General features: G+C 45.0%; 16 protein-coding genes. 1 reads left to right on the top strand and 15 read right to left on the bottom strand.

The window, feature by feature from the left end; genetic code table 11:
• Window positions 1-16 precede the first annotated feature (16 nt).
• The 9 genes from truD to rlmD form a co-directional block, all read right to left on the bottom strand.
• Window positions 17-1,063 (bottom strand): tRNA pseudouridine(13) synthase TruD, encoded by a 1,047-nt coding sequence (gene truD / locus ACED59_RS17425; RefSeq protein ID WP_029223901.1) that lies wholly within the window; start codon window positions 1,061-1,063, stop codon window positions 17-19.
• Between the two features lie 22 nt (window positions 1,064-1,085).
• The gene (gene ispF / locus ACED59_RS17420; RefSeq protein WP_029223073.1) at window positions 1,086-1,565 is read right to left on the bottom strand and encodes a 2-C-methyl-D-erythritol 2,4-cyclodiphosphate synthase; all 480 of its coding nucleotides are present in this window, start codon (window positions 1,563-1,565) and stop codon (window positions 1,086-1,088) included.
• Window positions 1,566-1,567: 2 nt separating this feature from the next.
• Window positions 1,568-2,269, bottom strand: coding sequence for a 2-C-methyl-D-erythritol 4-phosphate cytidylyltransferase (gene ispD, locus ACED59_RS17415; RefSeq protein WP_009847642.1), 702 nt, complete (start codon window positions 2,267-2,269; stop codon window positions 1,568-1,570).
• Window positions 2,269-2,550, bottom strand: coding sequence for a cell division protein FtsB (gene ftsB / locus ACED59_RS17410; RefSeq protein ID WP_012604777.1), 282 nt, complete (start codon window positions 2,548-2,550; stop codon window positions 2,269-2,271). Before ftsB ends, ispD begins: the two co-directional genes overlap by 1 nt.
• Before the next feature lie 298 nt (window positions 2,551-2,848).
• The gene (gene eno, locus ACED59_RS17405) at window positions 2,849-4,147 is read right to left on the bottom strand and encodes a phosphopyruvate hydratase (protein WP_009847644.1); all 1,299 of its coding nucleotides are present in this window, start codon (window positions 4,145-4,147) and stop codon (window positions 2,849-2,851) included.
• 81 nt (window positions 4,148-4,228) lie between these two features.
• Window positions 4,229-5,869: a CTP synthase gene (locus ACED59_RS17400; RefSeq protein WP_012604779.1), complete on the bottom strand. Its 1,641-nt coding sequence runs from the start codon at window positions 5,867-5,869 to the stop codon at window positions 4,229-4,231.
• 132 nt (window positions 5,870-6,001) lie between these two features.
• Window positions 6,002-6,817 carry a nucleoside triphosphate pyrophosphohydrolase gene (gene mazG / locus ACED59_RS17395; RefSeq protein WP_029223900.1) on the bottom strand — a complete coding sequence of 272 codons (816 nt, stop codon included), beginning with the start codon at window positions 6,815-6,817 and terminating at the stop codon, window positions 6,002-6,004.
• 333 nt (window positions 6,818-7,150) lie between these two features.
• Window positions 7,151-9,376, bottom strand: a complete 2,226-nt coding sequence (gene relA, locus ACED59_RS17390) for a GTP diphosphokinase (protein ID WP_009847647.1) — start codon at window positions 9,374-9,376, stop codon at window positions 7,151-7,153.
• Window positions 9,377-9,512: 136 nt separating this feature from the next.
• Window positions 9,513-10,832, bottom strand: coding sequence for a 23S rRNA (uracil(1939)-C(5))-methyltransferase RlmD (rlmD, locus tag ACED59_RS17385; RefSeq protein WP_017097666.1), 1,320 nt, complete (start codon window positions 10,830-10,832; stop codon window positions 9,513-9,515).
• A 165-nt stretch (window positions 10,833-10,997) separates the two neighbouring features.
• On the opposite strand from rlmD, the gene barA reads away from it, so the two are divergent.
• Window positions 10,998-13,811, top strand: coding sequence for a two-component sensor histidine kinase BarA (gene barA / locus ACED59_RS17380; protein WP_017097665.1), 2,814 nt, complete (start codon window positions 10,998-11,000; stop codon window positions 13,809-13,811).
• Window positions 13,812-14,099: 288 nt separating this feature from the next.
• Here barA and acpS read toward each other — a convergent pair whose 3' ends face one another.
• The 6 genes from acpS to lepB form a co-directional block, all read right to left on the bottom strand.
• Window positions 14,100-14,480 (bottom strand): holo-ACP synthase, encoded by a 381-nt coding sequence (gene acpS, locus ACED59_RS17375; protein ID WP_009847650.1) that lies wholly within the window; start codon window positions 14,478-14,480, stop codon window positions 14,100-14,102.
• Between the two features lie 93 nt (window positions 14,481-14,573).
• Window positions 14,574-15,311, bottom strand: coding sequence for a pyridoxine 5'-phosphate synthase (gene pdxJ / locus ACED59_RS17370; protein WP_009847651.1), 738 nt, complete (start codon window positions 15,309-15,311; stop codon window positions 14,574-14,576).
• Entirely contained in the window at window positions 15,308-16,036 is a 729-nt protein-coding gene (recO, locus tag ACED59_RS17365; RefSeq protein ID WP_012604785.1) for a DNA repair protein RecO, read from the bottom strand. The genes pdxJ and recO overlap by 4 nt, the downstream gene beginning before the upstream one ends.
• 102 nt (window positions 16,037-16,138) lie before the next feature.
• Complete coding sequence (era, locus tag ACED59_RS17360) at window positions 16,139-17,110, bottom strand: GTPase Era (protein ID WP_004735384.1); 972 nt, start codon at window positions 17,108-17,110, stop codon at window positions 16,139-16,141.
• Window positions 17,103-17,780 carry a ribonuclease III gene (rnc, locus tag ACED59_RS17355; protein ID WP_004735383.1) on the bottom strand — a complete coding sequence of 226 codons (678 nt, stop codon included), beginning with the start codon at window positions 17,778-17,780 and terminating at the stop codon, window positions 17,103-17,105. Before rnc ends, era begins: the two co-directional genes overlap by 8 nt.
• A 26-nt stretch (window positions 17,781-17,806) precedes the next feature.
• Window positions 17,807-18,703 (bottom strand): signal peptidase I, encoded by an 897-nt coding sequence (gene lepB / locus ACED59_RS17350; RefSeq protein ID WP_017097296.1) that lies wholly within the window; start codon window positions 18,701-18,703, stop codon window positions 17,807-17,809.
• Window positions 18,704-18,835 lie beyond the last annotated feature (132 nt).

Raw genomic sequence — 18,835 nt, 5'->3', positions numbered from 1 at the left:
GACCCAAGCAGAATCATTATTGCTCGTAGGTTCTTTCTACGTGTACTTCTTCAACTAACTCACGAACGATAGCGGTTGCGAAGCAGCCTGCGTCCAGAGAGAATTTAAGAGTGACATTATCTTCGTTTACTTCCCACACTAAACCCATCGGCTTCAACGAGGCTTCACGGCGATCATGGCGCATACGGTTGCCACAAATAAGCGCCATTAGATCCGGTTCAGCATCAAGGTGTTTCTGCTCTAGAGCTTGAGACGCATCCGTCGTCGGTAACGCATTATCTCCAGCTAAAGCAACAGTAATAAACGCAGAACCATTGGCGATATCTTGGTTTACAGCTTCGATATTAGCGGCTGTCACAGCAAGTTGAGCATCGTTTTTAACTACAATATCGCCGACCAATGCCGAAGCAAACGCATCGTGCTCAATACGGTCAGAAAGAATTAAGTTGTAGATCCAAGAACGAGCTGCAGAGAGGTACAAGCTGCGCTTATTTTGATTACGTGTACGAACGTTTTCACGCCCCCAACGACGAGCTTCAGATAAGTTGTTACCTTCATTGCCAAACCTCTGAGCACCAAAGTAATTTGGCACGCCCACTTGAGCGATTTTTTCCAAACGTTTGACTACATCATCGCAGTCCGTTACTTCAGACAAAGTTAGCTCGAATTGGTTGCCAACTAAATCGCCTGGACGTAACTTTTTGTTGTGGCGTGCTGTCGCCAAGATCTCAATGCTTGGGTATTGTGCAAGAAAAGCAGAAAAGTCAGGTTCACCTTTTGGTAGATGCACGCTCAACCACTGTTCTGTCACAGCATGACGGTCTTTCAAACCAGCCCAACTCACGTCTTTCGACTTAACACCACACGCTTTAGCCAGCTCGTTTGCTACAAAGCTCGTGTTCTCACCCGTTTTACGAATACGCACCATTAGGTGTTCGCCTTCACCAGTGAACTCAAAACCTAAGTCTTCATTAACGACAAAGTGTTCGGCTTTTGCTTTTAGTTTTGCTTTCGCAGTTGGTTTACCGTTTAGATAAGCCAATGAAGATAAAATATCTGACATGCTGTTCTTTTCGTGTTGGTGCTTACGCACTTTTAGTAATTAGGACCACCGCTTCACATGCGATGCCCTCTTTGCGACCTGTAAAACCTAAACGCTCAGTGGTCGTCGCTTTTACATTCACATTGCTAATGCTGGTTTCTAAATCTTGTGCGATAGCGTGGCACATAGAGTCTATATGAGGCGCCATCTTTGGAGCTTGCGCCATGATAGTAATATCGGCATTACCAATCACGTAGCCTTGTTCTTTTACTCGACGATAAACATCTTTTAGAAGTTCACGGCTATCCGCGCCTTTCCACTCATCATCAGTATCGGGGAAATGACGACCAATATCACCGGCAGCAATCGCACCTAATAAAGCGTCACACAACGCATGAAGGGCAACATCACCATCTGAGTGTGCGATAAGACCCTGCTCATAAGGGACTCTAACGCCACCTATAATTACCGGACCTTCACCACCAAACTTATGTACATCAAAGCCATGGCCAATACGAATCATCATTATTCCTTATTCTGACTTAAATAAAACTCAGCAAGTGCTAAATCTTCAGGCTGAGTAATCTTAAAATTATCTGAACGCCCTGCCACTAAAGCGGGCGATAAACCTTTCCATTCAAAGGCTGAGGCTTCATCGGTAATCGAAACGCCTTGTTGCAACGCCTCGCTTAATGCATTCCACAGAGGCTTTGCTCTGAACATTTGCGGCGTAAGTGCATGCCATAGATCGGCTCGCTCAACGGTATGTTCGATCTGCCCTTGGGCACCTCGCTTCATCGTGTCACGAACTGGCGCCGCTAAAATAGCCCCTACATCATGGCTCATCGCGCCGGAAATTAGCTTGTCGATATCACTGAGTTGAACACAAGGCCTTGCCGCATCGTGAACCATTACCCAATCGCTAAGCTGCTGCTCAGCGATACAGTTTAGCGCAGAGAGTACCGAGTCCGCTCGTTCGCTTCCGCCAGACACTCTGACCACTTTTGGATTCTGGTTGAGTGCTAACTCCGGGTAATAGGGGTCATCATCGCTGATCGCAACGACAATTTGAGATACTTGTGGATGAGACAGTAATTTCTCAATGGTGTGCTCTAAAATCGTTTTGCCGTTAATCTTAAGATATTGCTTAGGCCGGTCTGCTTTCATTCGGCTACCGACGCCTGCTGCAGGTACAACGGCAATCACACTTTGAAGTTGAGTCGACATTAATGGGATTCCTCACCAATGATGCGGAAAAACGTTTCGCCTTCTTTTACCATTCCAAGCTCATGACGTGCGCGCTCTTCTATCGCGTCTAAGCCTTGGCGTAGATCGTCGATTTCCGCAAACATCTCTGCGTTACGAAGATGAAGCTTTTCGTTTACTTGCTGTTGAACTTGGATTTCGTTGTTCACACCGTAGTAATCAGAAATACCATTTTTACCGAGCCACAGTGTGTGTTGTAGCCAGCCAAACACTATGAGCAGTACTAAAGCAAAAATTCGCATAACACCTTTCGCCGGTTGAAAAAGAAGGAACTAGAATAAGGCACATATATACCATAATGAGCTTATTGGTGCGAGATATGTGGTGTTAGGGAATCAATAAGTCGGAGAATTATTGTTGTTCGAAACTTGTGATGAGATTCCCGACGCCCTCCTCTGTCTGTCTAGGGAATAACGAACTTTAGATGTAACGAGGAGGAGCTTTAGAATCTAGAGCTTCTTCCCGTCATTTTCTACAGACAAAAAAATGCCCCGCATAAGCGAGGCATTTAAAAAGCTTAGATTAATAATTCGCTAGGAATTATTGACCTTTAACTTCTTTAAGACCGTTGTAAGGAGCTTTAGAACCTAGAGCTTCTTCGATACGGATAAGTTGGTTGTACTTAGCAACACGGTCAGAACGGCTCATAGAACCAGTTTTGATTTGACCTGCAGCTGTACCTACCGCTAGATCAGCGATAGTTGCATCTTCAGTTTCGCCAGAACGGTGAGAGATTACTGCAGTGTAGCCAGCGTCTTTAGCCATCTTGATAGCAGCTAGAGTCTCTGTTAGAGAACCGATTTGGTTGAACTTGATAAGGATAGAGTTAGCTACGCCTTTCTCGATACCTTCAGCAAGAATCTTAGTGTTTGTAACGAACAGATCGTCACCAACTATTTGAAGCTTGTCGCCTAGAAGTTCAGTTTGGTGCTTGAAGCCATCCCAATCAGACTCGTCAAGACCATCTTCGATAGAAACGATTGGGAAGTTGTTCGCTAGCTCAGCTAGGTAGTGGTTGAACTCTACAGAAGTGAAAGTTTTACCTTCGCCCTTCATGTTGTAGATACCAGCTTCTTTGTCGAAGAACTCAGATGCTGCACAGTCCATAGCAAGAGTAACGTCTTTACCTAGTTCGTAACCAGCAGCTGCAACAGCTTCTGCGATAACTTCTAGAGCTTCAGCGTTAGACTTAAGGTTAGGAGCGAAACCACCTTCATCACCAACTGCAGTGCTGTAGCCTTTAGACTTAAGAACTTTAGCTAGGTTGTGGAATACTTCAGCGCCGATACGTAGACCTTCTTTAAGAGTCTTAGCGCCAACTGGTTGGATCATGAACTCTTGGATGTCAACGTTGTTATCTGCGTGCTCACCACCGTTGATGATGTTCATCATTGGTAGAGGCATAGAGAATTGACCAGCAGTACCGTTTAGCTCAGCAATGTGCTCGTAAAGAGGCATGCCTTTCGCAGCAGCAGCAGCTTTTGCGTTAGCTAGAGATACAGCTAGGATAGCGTTCGCACCGAACTTAGACTTGTTTTCAGTACCGTCTAGGTCAAGCATGATTTGGTCAACGTCAGCTTGTGCTTTAGCGTCAGAACCTACTAGAGCTTCAGCGATTGGGCCGTTTACAGCTTCAATAGCTTTAAGAACACCTTTACCTAGGAAACGTGATTTGTCGCCGTCACGTAGCTCAAGAGCTTCGCGTGAACCAGTAGATGCGCCAGATGGAGCAGCAGCCATACCTACGAAACCGCCTTCTAGGTGTACTTCAGCTTCTACAGTTGGGTTACCACGTGAATCGATGATTTCACGACCTAGAACTTTAACGATCTTAGACATTGAATGTTTCCTTCTCGTTGAATATATAAATGTCAAATTTAAAGGTAGCAGCACAACTTACGCAGCTACCTGTATTCCTTTTTACTTCTCTAATTCGCCGCGCTGGAACTCGCCAGCTGCTTTAACGAAACCTGCAAACAATGGGTGACCATCGCGAGGTGTTGAAGTGAACTCTGGGTGGAATTGAGCAGCAACGAACCATGGATGGTTCGGGTTCTCAATAACTTCAACCAGTTTCTTGTCCGCAGATAGACCCGATACTTTTAGGCCCGCTTTTTCAATTTGTGGACGAAGATTGTTGTTCACTTCGTAACGGTGACGATGACGTTCATGGATCGTCGCGCTACCGTATAATTCGTAAGCTTTTGTCCCTTTCGCTAGGTGACAAAGCTGTGAACCAAGACGCATTGTGCCGCCAAGGTCAGATGTTTCTGTACGCTCTTCAACTTTACCTTCGCCATCAGTCCACTCAGTGATAAGACCAACAACTGGGTACTTAGTTTCAGTACAGAATTCAGAAGAGTGTGCCCCTTCCATTTTCGCAACGTTACGAGCGTACTCGATAAGTGCTACTTGCATACCTAGACAGATACCTAAGTAAGGTACTTTGTTTTCACGAGCGTATTGAGCAGCAAGAATCTTACCTTCAACACCACGATCACCAAAGCCACCAGGAACTAGGATTGCATCTAGGCCTTCTAAAACTTCTACGCCACGAGACTCAACGTCTTGTGAATCTACGTATTTAATATTAACGCTTAGGCGATTTTTCAAGCCCGCGTGTTTTAGCGCTTCATTTACTGATTTGTATGCGTCTGGTAGTTCAATGTACTTACCAACCATACCAATCGTCACTTCACCCGTTGGGTTAGCTTCTTCGTAAATTACTTGTTCCCATTCAGACAGGTCTGCTTCTGGAGCTGTGATGCCGAAACGCTTACATACAAGTTCATCAGTGCCTTGAGCTTTAATAAGCTGAGGGATCTTGTAGATAGAGTCAACATCGCGCATAGAAATAACTGCATTTTCTTGCACATTACAGAACAGAGCAATTTTCTTACGCTCGTTCGAAGGAATGTTGCGGTCTGAACGACAAACTAGAATGTCTGGCTGAATACCAATAGACAGCAGCTCTTTTACAGAGTGTTGCGTTGGCTTAGTTTTCACTTCGCCCGCAGCTGCTAGGTATGGCACTAGAGTAAGGTGCATGAACATTGCGCGTTCACGGCCTAGCTCTACTGCTAGCTGACGAATCGCTTCCATGAATGGTAGAGATTCGATATCACCAACCGTACCACCAACTTCAACAAGCGCGATATCGTGGCCAGCTGCGCCAGAAATTACACGTTCTTTGATAGAGTTAGTGATGTGCGGGATAACCTGAATAGTTGCACCTAGGTAATCACCGCGACGCTCTTTAGCGAGTACGTCTGAGTAAACACGACCTGCAGTGAAGTTGTTACGCTTAGTCATCTTGGTGCGAATGAATCGCTCGTAGTGACCAAGGTCAAGGTCAGTTTCAGCGCCATCTTCCGTAACGAACACTTCACCGTGTTGAGTCGGGCTCATTGTGCCTGGATCAACGTTGATGTAAGGGTCAAGCTTCATCATAGTCACTTTAAGACCACGAGCTTCTAAAATAGCCGCAAGAGATGCTGCTGCAATACCTTTACCTAGAGAGGATACAACCCCGCCAGTAACAAAAATGTAATTTGTCGTCATGTTTAACCTGAAATTGGTTGAATGAGGGAAATGGATTACTTCTGGACGGGATGAAAATATACCAGAAGCCCCTTATCGCCACAACGTGAAATCTATCACACTGCTATTTTTTATTTTTTGCTTCAAATCAATTCATGATAAAAGCTTTGATGATCTTTTCTCCGCCACTTTGACTTCATCCCATATGGAATCAAGCTGTTGTAGAGAAAAGTCGGTCAAAATTTTATCTTGCTGACGAACTTTTTGTTCCACACCTTTAAAGCGGCGTGAAAATTTCAGATTGGCTTTATTGAGAGCCGTTTCTGGATTTTTACCCAAATGTCGCACTAAATTGACGGTCGCAAACAACAAATCACCCAGTTCTTCTTCAACTAAATCTTCGTTTGGCGTTACTTGAAGCGCTTCTTCTAGCACCTCATCAACTTCCTCTAAAACCTTATCAGCGACTGGACCAATAGAGTCCCAATCAAAGCCAAATTTCGCGACTTGCTTTTGAATCTTTGTAGCACGCGAAAGTGCAGGTAGAGAGTTTGGTATTGAGTCTAGAATACTTTCTTGAGTTTTGCCTGCCTGTGCTTTCTCTTTGGCTTTTTCAGCTTCCCAGTTGGCATTAATTTCGTCATCACTGGCAAACTCGGTATCAGAAAACACATGCGGATGGCGGCGCGTTAGCTTCTCATTGATGCCATCGACCACATCAGAGAACTCAAACAGTCCCTGCTCTTTCGCGAGCTGGCTGTAGAAAATCACCTGAAACAACAAATCACCCAGCTCTTCTTGTAGGTTCGGCCAATCTTTGTTGTGAATCGCGTCCACTACTTCATAGGTTTCTTCGATAGTATGCGGGACAATTGTTTCAAAATTTTGTTTCAAATCCCAAGGACAGCCACCTTCAGGATCGCGCAGCTTAGTCATGATCTGTTCAAGTTGTTCAATCGGGTGATTCATTGTTTTCTTCCTATTCACTGTCTTTGATTTTTTAAATTTATAACGTCTTCTAAAACTAAAAAAGGCGAGCAGCCAAAACCACTCACCTTTCTATTTTTTCGGTCATCCTCAAGAGCGAAGAATGAGCGAGTTGGGGATCTCAAATCGCTTGGCGAGATTCCCTATCCACGTTCGTCCCTCACTGTAGGGAATGACGACTATCTTTGTTTTACTAAGTAATTGGCTCTTCTAACAAGGCAACAAACTTACGAGACTTCTGAGCATAGCTTGCCTATGTGATGAAGCGAGTATAGTGCAGTTAACACAGTTAGAAGGCCAAGTACGACGTAAAAACTAGCCTAGGCGTTTTACGCTCATAACATCTTTGATCTGTTCTACTCGGCTTGTCACGCGACTCAGAATCTCAATGTTGGTCACTTCCAAATCGAAATCCATCACCGACAGCTGACGTTTATAGTCAATACGGCTCTTCATTGTCGTCACACTGACTTTTTCGTTCAAGAACAGGGATGTAATGTCTTTCAACAAGCCGGTACGTTCTAGCGCCTCTACACGCAGTGTTAAGATATACGAGCCAACAAAACCATCTCCCCACACCGTATCGATGATACGTTCAGGGGCATGTAGGTTAAGTTCACTTAACTGCTCACAATCGCTGCGGTGTACTGAGATACCACGCCCTTGAGTAATGTAACCTTTGATCACATCCCCCGGGATAGGCTGACAACAACGAGCCAAGTGGGTCATTAGGTTATCAACACCTTCAACAACGACAGCATCCTTTTTCGGACGGCTCTGATGTGCTGGCTTATTGTCAGACTCAAGCAACTTCTCGAGTGCTTTCTTATCTTCTTCTTCAGCCGTCGGCTTATTGACCAGAGCATTGATGTGATTAACCACTTGGTTAATACGCAAATCGCCGCTACCAATACCAGCATACAATTCATCAGGTGTATTGACGTTGAATCGTTTCAGCGCATATTGCTCAGCATCTTTCAGTGTTGCGCCGACTCTGCCTAGCTCGACTTCTAGGATGTCTCGTCCAGCTTCGAGGTTTTTCTCACGACTCTGTGCGCGGAACCAAGCGTTAATTTTTGCTCTAGCTCGACTTGAATGAACAAAACCTGTGGTCGGATTTAACCAATCACGTGATGGATTCGGTTCTTTTTGAGTAATGATCTCAACTTGATCGCCCATCGCCAACTTATGAGTAAACGGAACGATTCGACCTGCGACTTTGGCACCGATACAACGGTGTCCAACCATCGAGTGAATGTGGTAAGCAAAATCCAACGGCGTTGCACCCATTGGTAAATCGACCACATCACCGCGTGGTGTAAAGGCATAGACTCGGTCATCAAAGACTTGGCTACGTACTTCATCCAGCATTTCGCCAGAATCTGACATCTCTTCTTGCCAGTCGATAAGCTTACGCAACCACGTGATTTTCTCATCGTAGCCACTGCGTACACCGCTAGAAGCACCTTCTTTATACTTCCAGTGCGCAGCCACACCTAACTCAGAGTCTTCGTGCATTTGCTTGGTACGGATCTGAATTTCGATGGTCTTGCCTTCAGGGCCAAGAACTACGGTATGAATTGATTGGTAACCATTGGGCTTAGGATTCGCCACATAGTCATCAAATTCACTTGGAAGATGTTTATATTTGGTGTGAACCACACCTAGACCGGCATAACAGTCTTGCAGTTGGTCGGCAATAATACGTACCGCACGCACGTCAAAAAGCTCATCAAACTCTAAGCCCTTTTTCTGCATTTTACGCCAGATGCTGTAGATGTGTTTGGGACGACCGCTGACTTCAGCATTGATGCTTGAACGGTTCATTTCTGATGTTAGGTCATCAACAAAGTCAGTGATGTATTGTTCGCGCACGATACGACGCTCTGACAGCTGTTTGGCAATCTGCTTGTAGGTATCTGGTTGTTGATAGCGGAAAGCGTAATCTTCAATTTCCCACTTTAGCTGACCAATGCCCAAACGGTTTGCAAGAGGCGCATAGATGTTAGCACACTCTTTTGCTGCCGCACGGCGAACAGCATCAGGGGCCTTTTTTACCTCGATGAGGTTGCAAATTCGTTCTGCTAGCTTGATGACGACGCAGCGGAAATCATCGACCATGGCCAGTAACATTCGACGAACGTTATCTACTTGTCCCGAGGCTGCACTGCCTTCAAGGGTAACGTTGAGCTGGCCCAAAGCTGCCATTTCTTCAACGCCATCAATTAACTTTACGGTTTCTTTACCGTAGCTTTCTTCAAACGCTTCACGTCCAAAAACGCCGCTTGAAACAACGGGGAAAAGTTGCGCTGCAATTAAAGTGGCACGGTCCATCGACAACGTAACCAAGATTTCGATCATCTCACGCCCACGCCAAAGCAGGAGCGACGCTTGCTCGTGATCTTTTAATAGCTCTTCACAGTGACGATAAACTTTGGTCAGTTTATTCGAGGTTTTTACGTCTTGATTCAGTGACGCAATCCAACTTTCTAGCTCAAACTGTTCGCTTGGGTTTAAATGTGCGCTTCGTACCGCAACCATCATGCCTTCCTAGTTATTATGTTTTATACCCAATTCAATATGACTAACTGATTCCAAGTTAGTTCGACTCATATTGATATCAGCGCAGGCTTCCCTGCGCCTTTGTGATTCATTTTTAAGCCATATTTAAGGGCTTCTAAGCCTTGATAAAGAGAGCCATCGATTCTAGATGACTGGTATGGGGAAACATATCCAACATACCAAGTTTGGCTAATTGATAGCCTTGTTTTTCTAAACTCTCAGAATCTCTCGCTAGAGTAGCAGGATTACACGAAACATAAACCACACGCTTCGCTCCTAACGCTGAAATTTGATCAACGATCCCACTCGCTCCAGCACGTGCAGGGTCAAGTAATACTTTATCGAATTTCTCTTTTGCCCAAAGCTGTGAAGATAAATCTTCTTCGAGGTTCGCTTGATAAAACTCCGTATTGCTTAACTGGTTTAACGCCGCATTAGCCGTTGCCTGTTGAACCATTTCATCAACGCCTTCCACACCAACGACAAACGCCGATTGTTGTGCGATAGGCAGACTGAAGTTGCCTAAACCACAAAACAGGTCAAGCACACGCTCATCCGCTTGAGGCTCTAACCACTCAATCGCTTGAGCAACCATCTGTTGGTTCACTTTCTGGTTAACTTGTATAAAGTGGTTTGGCTCAAAAGGTAAGGTTACACCGGTTTCACTATAGCTTGGCGAATCACCCACCAAACGAACCAACTTATCGGTTTCTGGCATCGAGTACAGCGTTACACCTTCTTCTTTCGCGAGCGTCATCAACGCTTGCTCATCTTTTTCAACCAAAGGTTTAAGGTGACGCAGCACCATAACAGGGCCAGTATCACCCAACACCAATTCAACATGTCCTAAAGACGTAAGGCTACTGAAAGTGTTCAGTAAACTTTTCAGTTTTGGCAGCAATACATTAAGGCGAGGGTCAAGCACCGCGCAGTCGGTGATGTTTTCAATCTGTTTACTTTGTTTCTTACGGAAACCAAACTGAAGCAGCTGTGTCTTCTTATCAACAAATAGACTGATACGCGCGCGACGACGATAACCGGTTTCATCACCGACAATCGGCTGGGCGACTTCGGTGTTAGCCGTTTGGTATTTGCTCATCAGGTGCGTCAAAGATTGTGCTTTATGCTCAACCTGAGATGAGTAACCGAGATGTTGAAGATGACAGCCACCACACTGATTAAAGTGCTTACAAAATGGCTTTAAACGCAGCTCACTCGGTTGAAGTAATTTGATGAGTTTTGCTCGCGAAAACTTACTTTTGCTCTCAGTAAGCTGAATAACCACCTTCTCACCGGGCAATGCGCCATCAATGAAAACGGGTTTGTTCTTCTGATAAGCGATGCCAGCGCCATTGTGATCCATTCGTTCAACCAAAACCGATTGATGCTTGGTCTCGAGTTGAGTTTTCTTTTTTGGTTGGAAAAAACGTGCCATTGCTTGTGCCTAATGTATCTTTTAATAAGTAATTGGTATCCAGGACTCACTATTCTGTCTTGGAATCATTGTCGAACGTCACGGCTTTGATTAAGCTTACCGTTCACTTAACCGCCATTGTGTGCGTTATTTTCCCATATCCAGACCTCGATGTAATTAAAGAACATGACCAGATATGGCTTAAGAGCCCGTGTAATTACCTTAACTCTAGCTCCAACCCTAATTATTGGGCTGCTATTGAGTGCATTTTTCTCATTTAACCGCTATCAAGACCTTGAGGGGCAAGTGGTTAACACTGGTACTAGCATCATTGAACCACTAGCGATTGCGAGTGAGTCTGGCATGAAGCTCGAAAGTCGAGAGTCTGTTCGTCAGCTGATTAGCTATGCTCATCGAAAAAATTCTAAGCTGGTGCGCAGTATTGCGGTGTTTGATGAACGTCATGAGTTGTTTGTAACGTCAAACTTCCATCCTGATTTTGAAAGCCTGACCTATCCGAAAGATAAACCGATTCCGCATTTAAGCTCATCGAATCTGCTCGATAATACGCTGATTCTTAGGACACCTATCATCGCTGAGGGACAATACATCAACTCAGCTAATGGCCAGTCTCAAGCGAACCAAGCGATCGGTTATATTGCGATAGAGTTAGACTTGTCGTCACTTCGATTGCAGCAATATCAAGAAGTGTTCTCTGCCTTCTTGGTGTTGATCCTCGGTCTTGGACTTTCTGGGGTATTTGCCTTCCGCTTGATGCACGATGTAACCCAACCGATCACACACATGAAAAACATGGTCGATCGAATTCGTCGTGGCCACTTAGATGTGCGTATCGAAGGCAAAATGCATGGTGAGCTTGATTCACTGAAAAACGGTATCAACGCGATGGCGGTCTCGCTATCTGAATATCACGTCGAGATGCAGCACAGCATCGACCAAGCAACATCTGATCTGCGTGAAACCCTAGAGCAATTAGAGATTCAAAACGTTGAGTTAGACATTGCGAAAAAACGAGCTCAAGAAGCCGCTCGTGTTAAATCCGAGTTCTTGGCGAATATGTCTCATGAGCTTAGAACACCACTCAATGGTGTGATTGGCTTTACTCGTCAGATGCTCAAGACACACCTATCGAACAGCCAAACCGATTACCTGCAGACCATTGAGCGTTCGGCCAACAACCTACTCAGCATCATCAACGATATCTTGGACTTCTCGAAACTTGAAGCCGGCAAACTCGCTCTAGAAAACATTCCATTTGAGTTCCAAGCGAGCCTAGAAGAGGTGGTTAGCCTTCAAGCCACTAATGCTCATGAAAAAGGTCTTGAGCTTACGCTTAAGATCGACCCGAAAGTACCACCAGGCGTTGTTGGTGATCCACTGCGTATCCAACAGATCCTGACTAACCTCGTGGGTAACTCGATCAAGTTTACCGAGCGTGGCAACATTGACATCAGCGTTGAACTTCGTTCACAAAGCGAAGACAGCATTGAGCTGCAGTTTATGGTTCGAGATACGGGTATTGGTATCTCAGAGCGCCAACAAGCACAACTTTTCCAAGCCTTCAGCCAAGCCGATGCGAGCATCTCTCGTCGTTATGGTGGTACAGGCTTAGGTCTGGTAATCACCCAAAAACTGGTCAGCCAAATGGGCGGAGAGATCAGCCTAACCAGTCGTCTTCACCAAGGCTCCACATTCTGGTTCACCCTGAGACTATCGACTACCGATATGCCGATGACAGAACTAATAGAGACTCAGTGCCTGCAAGACAAGCAACTGCTGCTTATCGAGCCAAACATGCAAGCGGCATCAATTACTCAGCAGATCCTAACCCAAGAAGGCTTGGTGGTAACGTACCGTTCGGTTATGCCTGACGAATCTACCTCGTATGACTACGTTCTACTTAACTTAGCCGCGAACCAAGAGTATCAATTTGATACCGTAAGTGGTTGGGCGATTGGCGCGAAGAAGATCGCTCAGAACGTGATTATTGGTACACCAAGTACCGAGCTAGCGTTGGGTGAGCAATTGATGAAAGAGGTCGATGTTCAGTGCATTACTAAGCCTCTCTCTCGCAAGAAGTTGCTGCAAACTTTAGTATCGAATCAAGCTCCAACCTTAATTGCACCCGCTATTGAAACACATTCAGAAGAGAAACTACCGCTTACGGTATTGGCGGTCGACGACAACCCTGCCAACCTTAAACTGATTACTGCGCTGCTAAAAGAGCGCGTAGAGACAGTGATCAGTTGTACTAGTGGTCAGAAAGCTCTCGACAAAGCGACAGAGACTCCATTTGATGTCATTTTCATGGATATTCAAATGCCGCAGATGGACGGCGTGACCGCTTGCCAAAAAATTAAGGCGTTGGCGAACAATGCAAACACGCCTGTGATTGCTGTTACTGCGCATGCCATGATGGGAGAGCGTGACCGACTACTTGAAGCAGGTATGGATGACTACCTAACCAAGCCTATCGAAGAGCATGTGTTACAACAGGTTCTTATTCATTGGAGCCCTACCTCTGAGATTGAGCACATTGATAAAATAGACCCAGATCACCCGGCGGTCTCTGCTGAAATCGACCACAACTCTGTTTCAGAAGTTGAAGCCAGCGAGCACAAGAACATCATCATTGATTGGCAAGCTGCTTTGAAACAAGCCGCCAATAAAGAAGACCTCGCACGCGATATGCTGCAAATGCTCGTAGATTTTATTCCTGAAGTTTATGAAGCCGCGGAAAAAGCGATCGAAGACAGTGACTACCCCGTTGAAGCGCTGACACACATCATCCACAAGATGCATGGCAGCAGCTCATACAGTGGGGTACCAAGGCTTAAGTCGGTATGTGCAACGATAGAGAAAGAACTTCGTTCAGGCACTTCTGTTGAAGACATTGAACCGGAGCTTTTTGAACTTCAGGATGAATTAGATAAGGTTCAAGCAACCGCGATTCATTATTTGAAACCAGCCAAGACCTAGCGAATATTTCTTACTCACAAATATTCATTAAACGATTTACCAGCCAATAAAAAAGCAGAGCTCATGAGCTCTGCTTTTTTCTGTCTAGAACCTAGAGCACCAGATATAATACCAATCACAGTAAGTAAGTGATCAAAAATAGCGTAGGAAAAAAGCTTGAGAACAAGGCAGGATTTTTCGATAAGTAGTTATTCTACAATCAAAAATTCTAACGAAGTTATCGAGTTTTTTAACAAGCTAGGGTGAACAGTTATTTACTACGATTGGTATAAAGTAGCGGTAATCTATTTACGACTCGAGTAGTACCGTCGCCACCGCATAATGGCGCTCATCAGAGATAGTCAGGTGAATCGACTTTGTACCACTCGCATCTGCGATTTCACGCGCTTTTTTATGCAGGCTTAGAACTGGCTTGCCATGCTCATCGTTTGAAATCTCGAAGTCGTGGAAGGTCACACCAAGAGCGATGCCTGTGCCTAATGCCTTAGACGCCGCCTCTTTTGCAGCAAAACGCTTTGCAAGGTAACGCCCTTTTTGCTTAAGTTGCTGGAATACTTCAAATTCAGAATCGGTCAAAATACGCTGAGCGAAAGCCTCACCACTTCGTGATAATGCCTTTTCAACACGTTCAATTTCTGCGATATCTGTACCTAACCCAACAACAGCCATGTTTACCCTACTACCAACTTCTATCTATTAACTTTTCGATTCTACTGATTAACCGCTTAACGCTTACAACTAAACGAATGCCGAGTTAAAGAACTAAGCGTTGTTGCGCGCTGTTTCCATCACGGCTTTCATGTCTGCAACGGCTTTATTCAAACCATCAAAGACTGCGCGGCCCATGATCGAGTGACCGATGTTCAACTCGTAAATCTCAGGAAGTGCCGCAATTGGCGCTACGTTATGGTAAGTCAGACCGTGACCCGCATTCACTGTAATACCAAGGTCGTCTGCGTAGCTTGCACCTGCAGCAATCTTTTTAAGCTCGTCTTGTTGGTCTTCTTCAGTTTTAGCATCAGCATAGTGGCCAGTGTGCAGTTCAATGAACGGTGCGCCACACGCTTTCGCAGCATCGATTTGCTCACGATCGGCATCGATAAACAGAGATACTTTGATACCAGCAGCCGACAATTTTTCGGTCGCCGCTTTGATCTTTTCAAGTTGACCAACCACGTCCAAGCCGCCTTCCGTTGTCAACTCTTCACGCTTTTCTGGAACCAGACAAACGAACTCAGGATTAGTATCGAGTGCAATTTGAACCATCTCGTCCGTTACAGCCATCTCTAAGTTCATACGAGTCTGGATTGTCTCAGCAAGAATACGTACATCACGATCAACAATATGACGGCGATCTTCACGCAAGTGAATCGTAATGCCGTCAGCACCCGCACGTTCAGCAATTTCAGCTGCGTGTACTGGGTCTGGATATTTAGTACCACGTGCATTACGTAGAGTTGCAATATGGTCGATATTAACGCCTAAAAGGATTGAGCTCATTTTCCAATACTCCGTGCTCTAGAGAGGGCTATTGTTGGCATAAATAGCTCTCTACTTTTTAATGGTTTGCCGCCAAGATACGGCTTTAAGGCTATGCGTGTAAAGCGTTTTGCCGCTTTTAACTGCTCTTTAGTGATAAACCTACGCTCACTGATTGCGATAAGTTCATCGCCCATAAAAGTCAGGTTATCTCGACGCACCGAAGCGATGAAGCCTTTCTGCTCTCGATAGCGATAAGTCATGCTCGGATCAATCGCTTCGCCAGTGCCCGCGCAGTGTAAAAAGTCGACGCCATATCCCATAGCGGAAAGTAGAGCCAATTCAAAACGACGCAGCGCTGGCTCAGGGTTCTCATTATGAGCGAGTTCTGTTAAGGCATGAAGATAGTCATGAAAAAATGCGGGCATGGCCACTTCGGCCATCAACACTCGCCCAACTAATTCATTAACGTACATTGCTGAATACAGATTAATGCCGGCAAGAGGAAGCCCCAAGCTGATCGGTTCAGCTTGGCGCAACGTTTTCATTGAACCATTGCCAGACCACTTAAGCAGTAGCGGCGTAAAAGGTTGCAATGCACCTTTCAAATTAGAACGCTTACTCCGCGCACCTTTAGACATCAACGTCACCCGACCGTACTCTTCGCTGAAGACGTCCAGAATCAGGCTCGACTCACTGTATGGTCGACGGTGCAACACAAAGCATCGCTGTAACCCTTCGCTCAATCACTTACCCTTCTTACAGATACAAAAAGAGAGAGTTCGCACTCTCTCTTGTATTTATATTCAATTCAACTTTCTTAATATCAGAAAGTGACGTTCAATATATTATAGATCGTCGATGTAGCCTAACGAGCGAAGTGCACGCTCATCGTCAGCCCAACCAGACTTAACTTTAACCCAAGTCTCTAGGTAAACCTTACGACCGAACAGTTCTTCCATGTCGATACGAGCTTCACGACCAATCGTTTTGATCTTCTCGCCCGCTTTACCAATTACCATCTTCTTCTGACCAGTACGTTCAACAAGAATCAAAGCATTGATGTGGAAACCATCGTTATCTGGGTTGTAATCAAAACGCTCGATCTCAACCGTTACTGAGTAAGGTAGCTCTTCGCCTGTGAATCGCATCAGTTTTTCACGGATGATTTCAGAGGCCATAAAGCGCTGTGAGCGATCCGTTACGTACTCTTCAGGGAAGTGGTGCGTCGCTTTTGGTAAAGAATTACGAACGTGCTTACGCAGTACATCGATATTCTTACCTTGCTTCGCTGAGATTGGCACAACATCAAGGAAGTCCATCTTCTTAGACACTTCCATCATATGTTGCATCACGTCTGTACGGTCTTGAACGTTATCTACTTTGTTAATACAAAGGACAACTGGGAAATCTGTTTTTCTCAGCTTATTCAGTACCATCTCATCGTCGTCAGTCCAGTGAGTACCGTCAACAAGGAAGAATACTAGATTCACATCGCTCAGTGAGCTGTTCGCCGCACGGTTCATCAAACGGTTAATTGCACGCTTTTCTTCAATATGAAGTCCAGGAGTATCAACGTAGATCGCTTGGTAATCGCCTTCAGTTTCTACGCCCATAATACGGTGGCGTGTCGTCTGAGGTTTACGTGATGTGATCGAGATTTTCTGACCCAAAATATGGTTCAGAAGCGTCGATTTACCTACGTTTGGTCGACCCACGATAGCGATGAAGCCACAGTGTTGGTTTTCCGGTAGGCCCGTTTTTTTGCTATCAGATGAAAAGAATGCATCGATATCGAAATCTTGATTGTTATCAGACATTGCTTAGTTGCTCTAATGCTGTTTCAGCAGCCGCTTGTTCTGCCTTGCGGCGGCTAGTGCCTTTACCGATAACAGGTTTATCCACACCTGCCACTTCACACTCAACCGTAAACTCTTGGTTGTGTGCTTCACCTTTAATATTAGTCACTGTGTAGACAGGTAGGGGATTTCTTCGACCTTGTAAAAACTCTTGTAAGCGAGTTTTTGGATCTTTTTGAGATACACCAGGCTGAATAGACTCTAGGCGAGATTGGTACCAGCTTAAAATAATACGGCGAACAACCTCGGTATCACTATCTAAATAGACAGCGCCGATGATCGCTTCAACCGCATCCGCTAGAATAGAATCACGACGGAAACCGCCACTCTTCAACTCACCTGGACCTAATTTTAAGTAATCTCCTAGTTCGAATTCACGACCTAGTTCTGCCAATGTATGACCACGTACTAATGTTGCGCGCATGCGGCTCATATCACCTTCGTTTACCTTAGGGAAACGGTGGTAAAGATCATCAGCGATAACAAAACTTAAAATTGAATCGCCCAGAAACTCAAGACGTTCGTTATGTTTACCTGCGGCACTGCGGTGAGTCAGCGCCAAATGGATAAGATCGGCATCATTAAACTGATAGCCAATCTTTCTCTCTAGTTTATCAATTGGAGAATTCATGCTCTCTCGATGTGTTATGTGATCGATTAGTGAATCCCACCGATGCGATTAAAACGCACACCAGTAGGAATCCATGTTGGAAGTACACTGTCTGAACCGCGTTCGAATTCGAAGCTGATCCAAATAGCAACGGCCTTACCAACAAGGTTTGCTTCAGGGACAAAGCCCCAGTAACGGCTGTCAGCACTGTTGTCACGGTTATCACCCATAACAAAGTATTGGCCTTCTGGAACGATCCACTCGTTAACACCATTGCGAGGTTGATATGCTTGCACACGATCACGGCGTAATGGGTTAACTAAGATTTGGTGCTCTACGTCACCCAGTTGTTCATTCAACTGAATTAGAGGCACACCATTTTGAATAAATTGGCTTTCTTCAACGTTACTCAATTTCACTGGTTTACAGTTACTGCCACCCTTCGCTTGAATGCAGATTTCTTTATTGCTGCTGTAGCGAATGGTATCACCCGGCATACCAATAACACGCTTGATGTAGTCGATATTCGGCTGAGGTGGGTATTTGAATACGATTGAATCACCACGTTCTGGTTTGCCTGTTTCTACCAATTGAGTGCGCCATACAGGATCTTTTAGACCATAAGCGTACTTTTCTACCAAGATGAAATCACCAACCAATAGTGTTGGCATCATCGAGCCAGATGGAATTTGAAACGGTTCATAAATAAATGAACGCAAAACCAAAACAAATGCAATTACAGGGAAAATGGACACACTGTTCTCAACCCACCAAGGCTGAGCCGTAACTTTTGCGCTGGTTGCAGCGTCTAGGCCATTCGACTGTGCTTCAACGTCAGCCAGTTTTTGTTGGCGCTTCTTCGCCCACACAAACTTTTCCAACGCCCATACAATGCCAGTCACTAGAGTTACGATCACTAAGATAAGCGAAAATGTATTAGCCATTGATATCCCTTAAATTTCATTTCTTTAAAAATAACGAAAGTGAAAGAGTATAACCCTTTCACTCTGCTTAATATTTCTAATCCGTATCAATCATGCTGACTAAATGCTGGGGAGATTACGCAGGAAAAATCG

Source organism: Vibrio sp. FF266, from assembly GCF_041439695.1.
GTDB lineage: Bacteria > Pseudomonadota > Gammaproteobacteria > Enterobacterales > Vibrionaceae > Vibrio > Vibrio tasmaniensis_A.
The sequence above is the reverse complement of the archived record's forward strand: the minus strand, read 5'-3'. Positions and strand labels throughout refer to the sequence as shown.

Bases quoted from the DNA above. Each gene is read 5' to 3' on its own strand.
- eno (WP_009847644.1), bottom strand. From the start codon at position 4,147: ATGTCTAAGATCGTTAAAGTTCTAGGTCGTGAAATCATCGATTCACGT.
- ispD (WP_009847642.1), bottom strand. From the start codon at position 2,269: ATGTCGACTCAACTTCAAAGTGTGATTGCCGTTGTACCTGCAGCAGGC.
- pdxJ (WP_009847651.1), bottom strand. From the start codon at position 15,311: ATGAGCTCAATCCTTTTAGGCGTTAATATCGACCATATTGCAACTCTA.
- mazG (WP_029223900.1), bottom strand. From the start codon at position 6,817: ATGAATCACCCGATTGAACAACTTGAACAGATCATGACTAAGCTGCGC.
- rnc (WP_004735383.1), bottom strand. From the start codon at position 17,780: ATGAATTCTCCAATTGATAAACTAGAGAGAAAGATTGGCTATCAGTTT.
- truD (WP_029223901.1), bottom strand. From the start codon at position 1,063: ATGTCAGATATTTTATCTTCATTGGCTTATCTAAACGGTAAACCAACT.
- lepB (WP_017097296.1), bottom strand. From the start codon at position 18,703: ATGGCTAATACATTTTCGCTTATCTTAGTGATCGTAACTCTAGTGACT.
- rlmD (WP_017097666.1), bottom strand. From the start codon at position 10,832: ATGGCACGTTTTTTCCAACCAAAAAAGAAAACTCAACTCGAGACCAAG.
- relA (WP_009847647.1), bottom strand. From the start codon at position 9,376: ATGGTTGCGGTACGAAGCGCACATTTAAACCCAAGCGAACAGTTTGAG.
- era (WP_004735384.1), bottom strand. From the start codon at position 17,110: ATGTCTGATAACAATCAAGATTTCGATATCGATGCATTCTTTTCATCT.
- ftsB (WP_012604777.1), bottom strand. From the start codon at position 2,550: ATGCGAATTTTTGCTTTAGTACTGCTCATAGTGTTTGGCTGGCTACAA.
- barA (WP_017097665.1), top strand. From the start codon at position 10,998: ATGACCAGATATGGCTTAAGAGCCCGTGTAATTACCTTAACTCTAGCT.
- acpS (WP_009847650.1), bottom strand. From the start codon at position 14,480: ATGGCTGTTGTTGGGTTAGGTACAGATATCGCAGAAATTGAACGTGTT.
- ispF (WP_029223073.1), bottom strand. From the start codon at position 1,565: ATGATTCGTATTGGCCATGGCTTTGATGTACATAAGTTTGGTGGTGAA.
- ACED59_RS17400 (WP_012604779.1), bottom strand. From the start codon at position 5,869: ATGACGACAAATTACATTTTTGTTACTGGCGGGGTTGTATCCTCTCTA.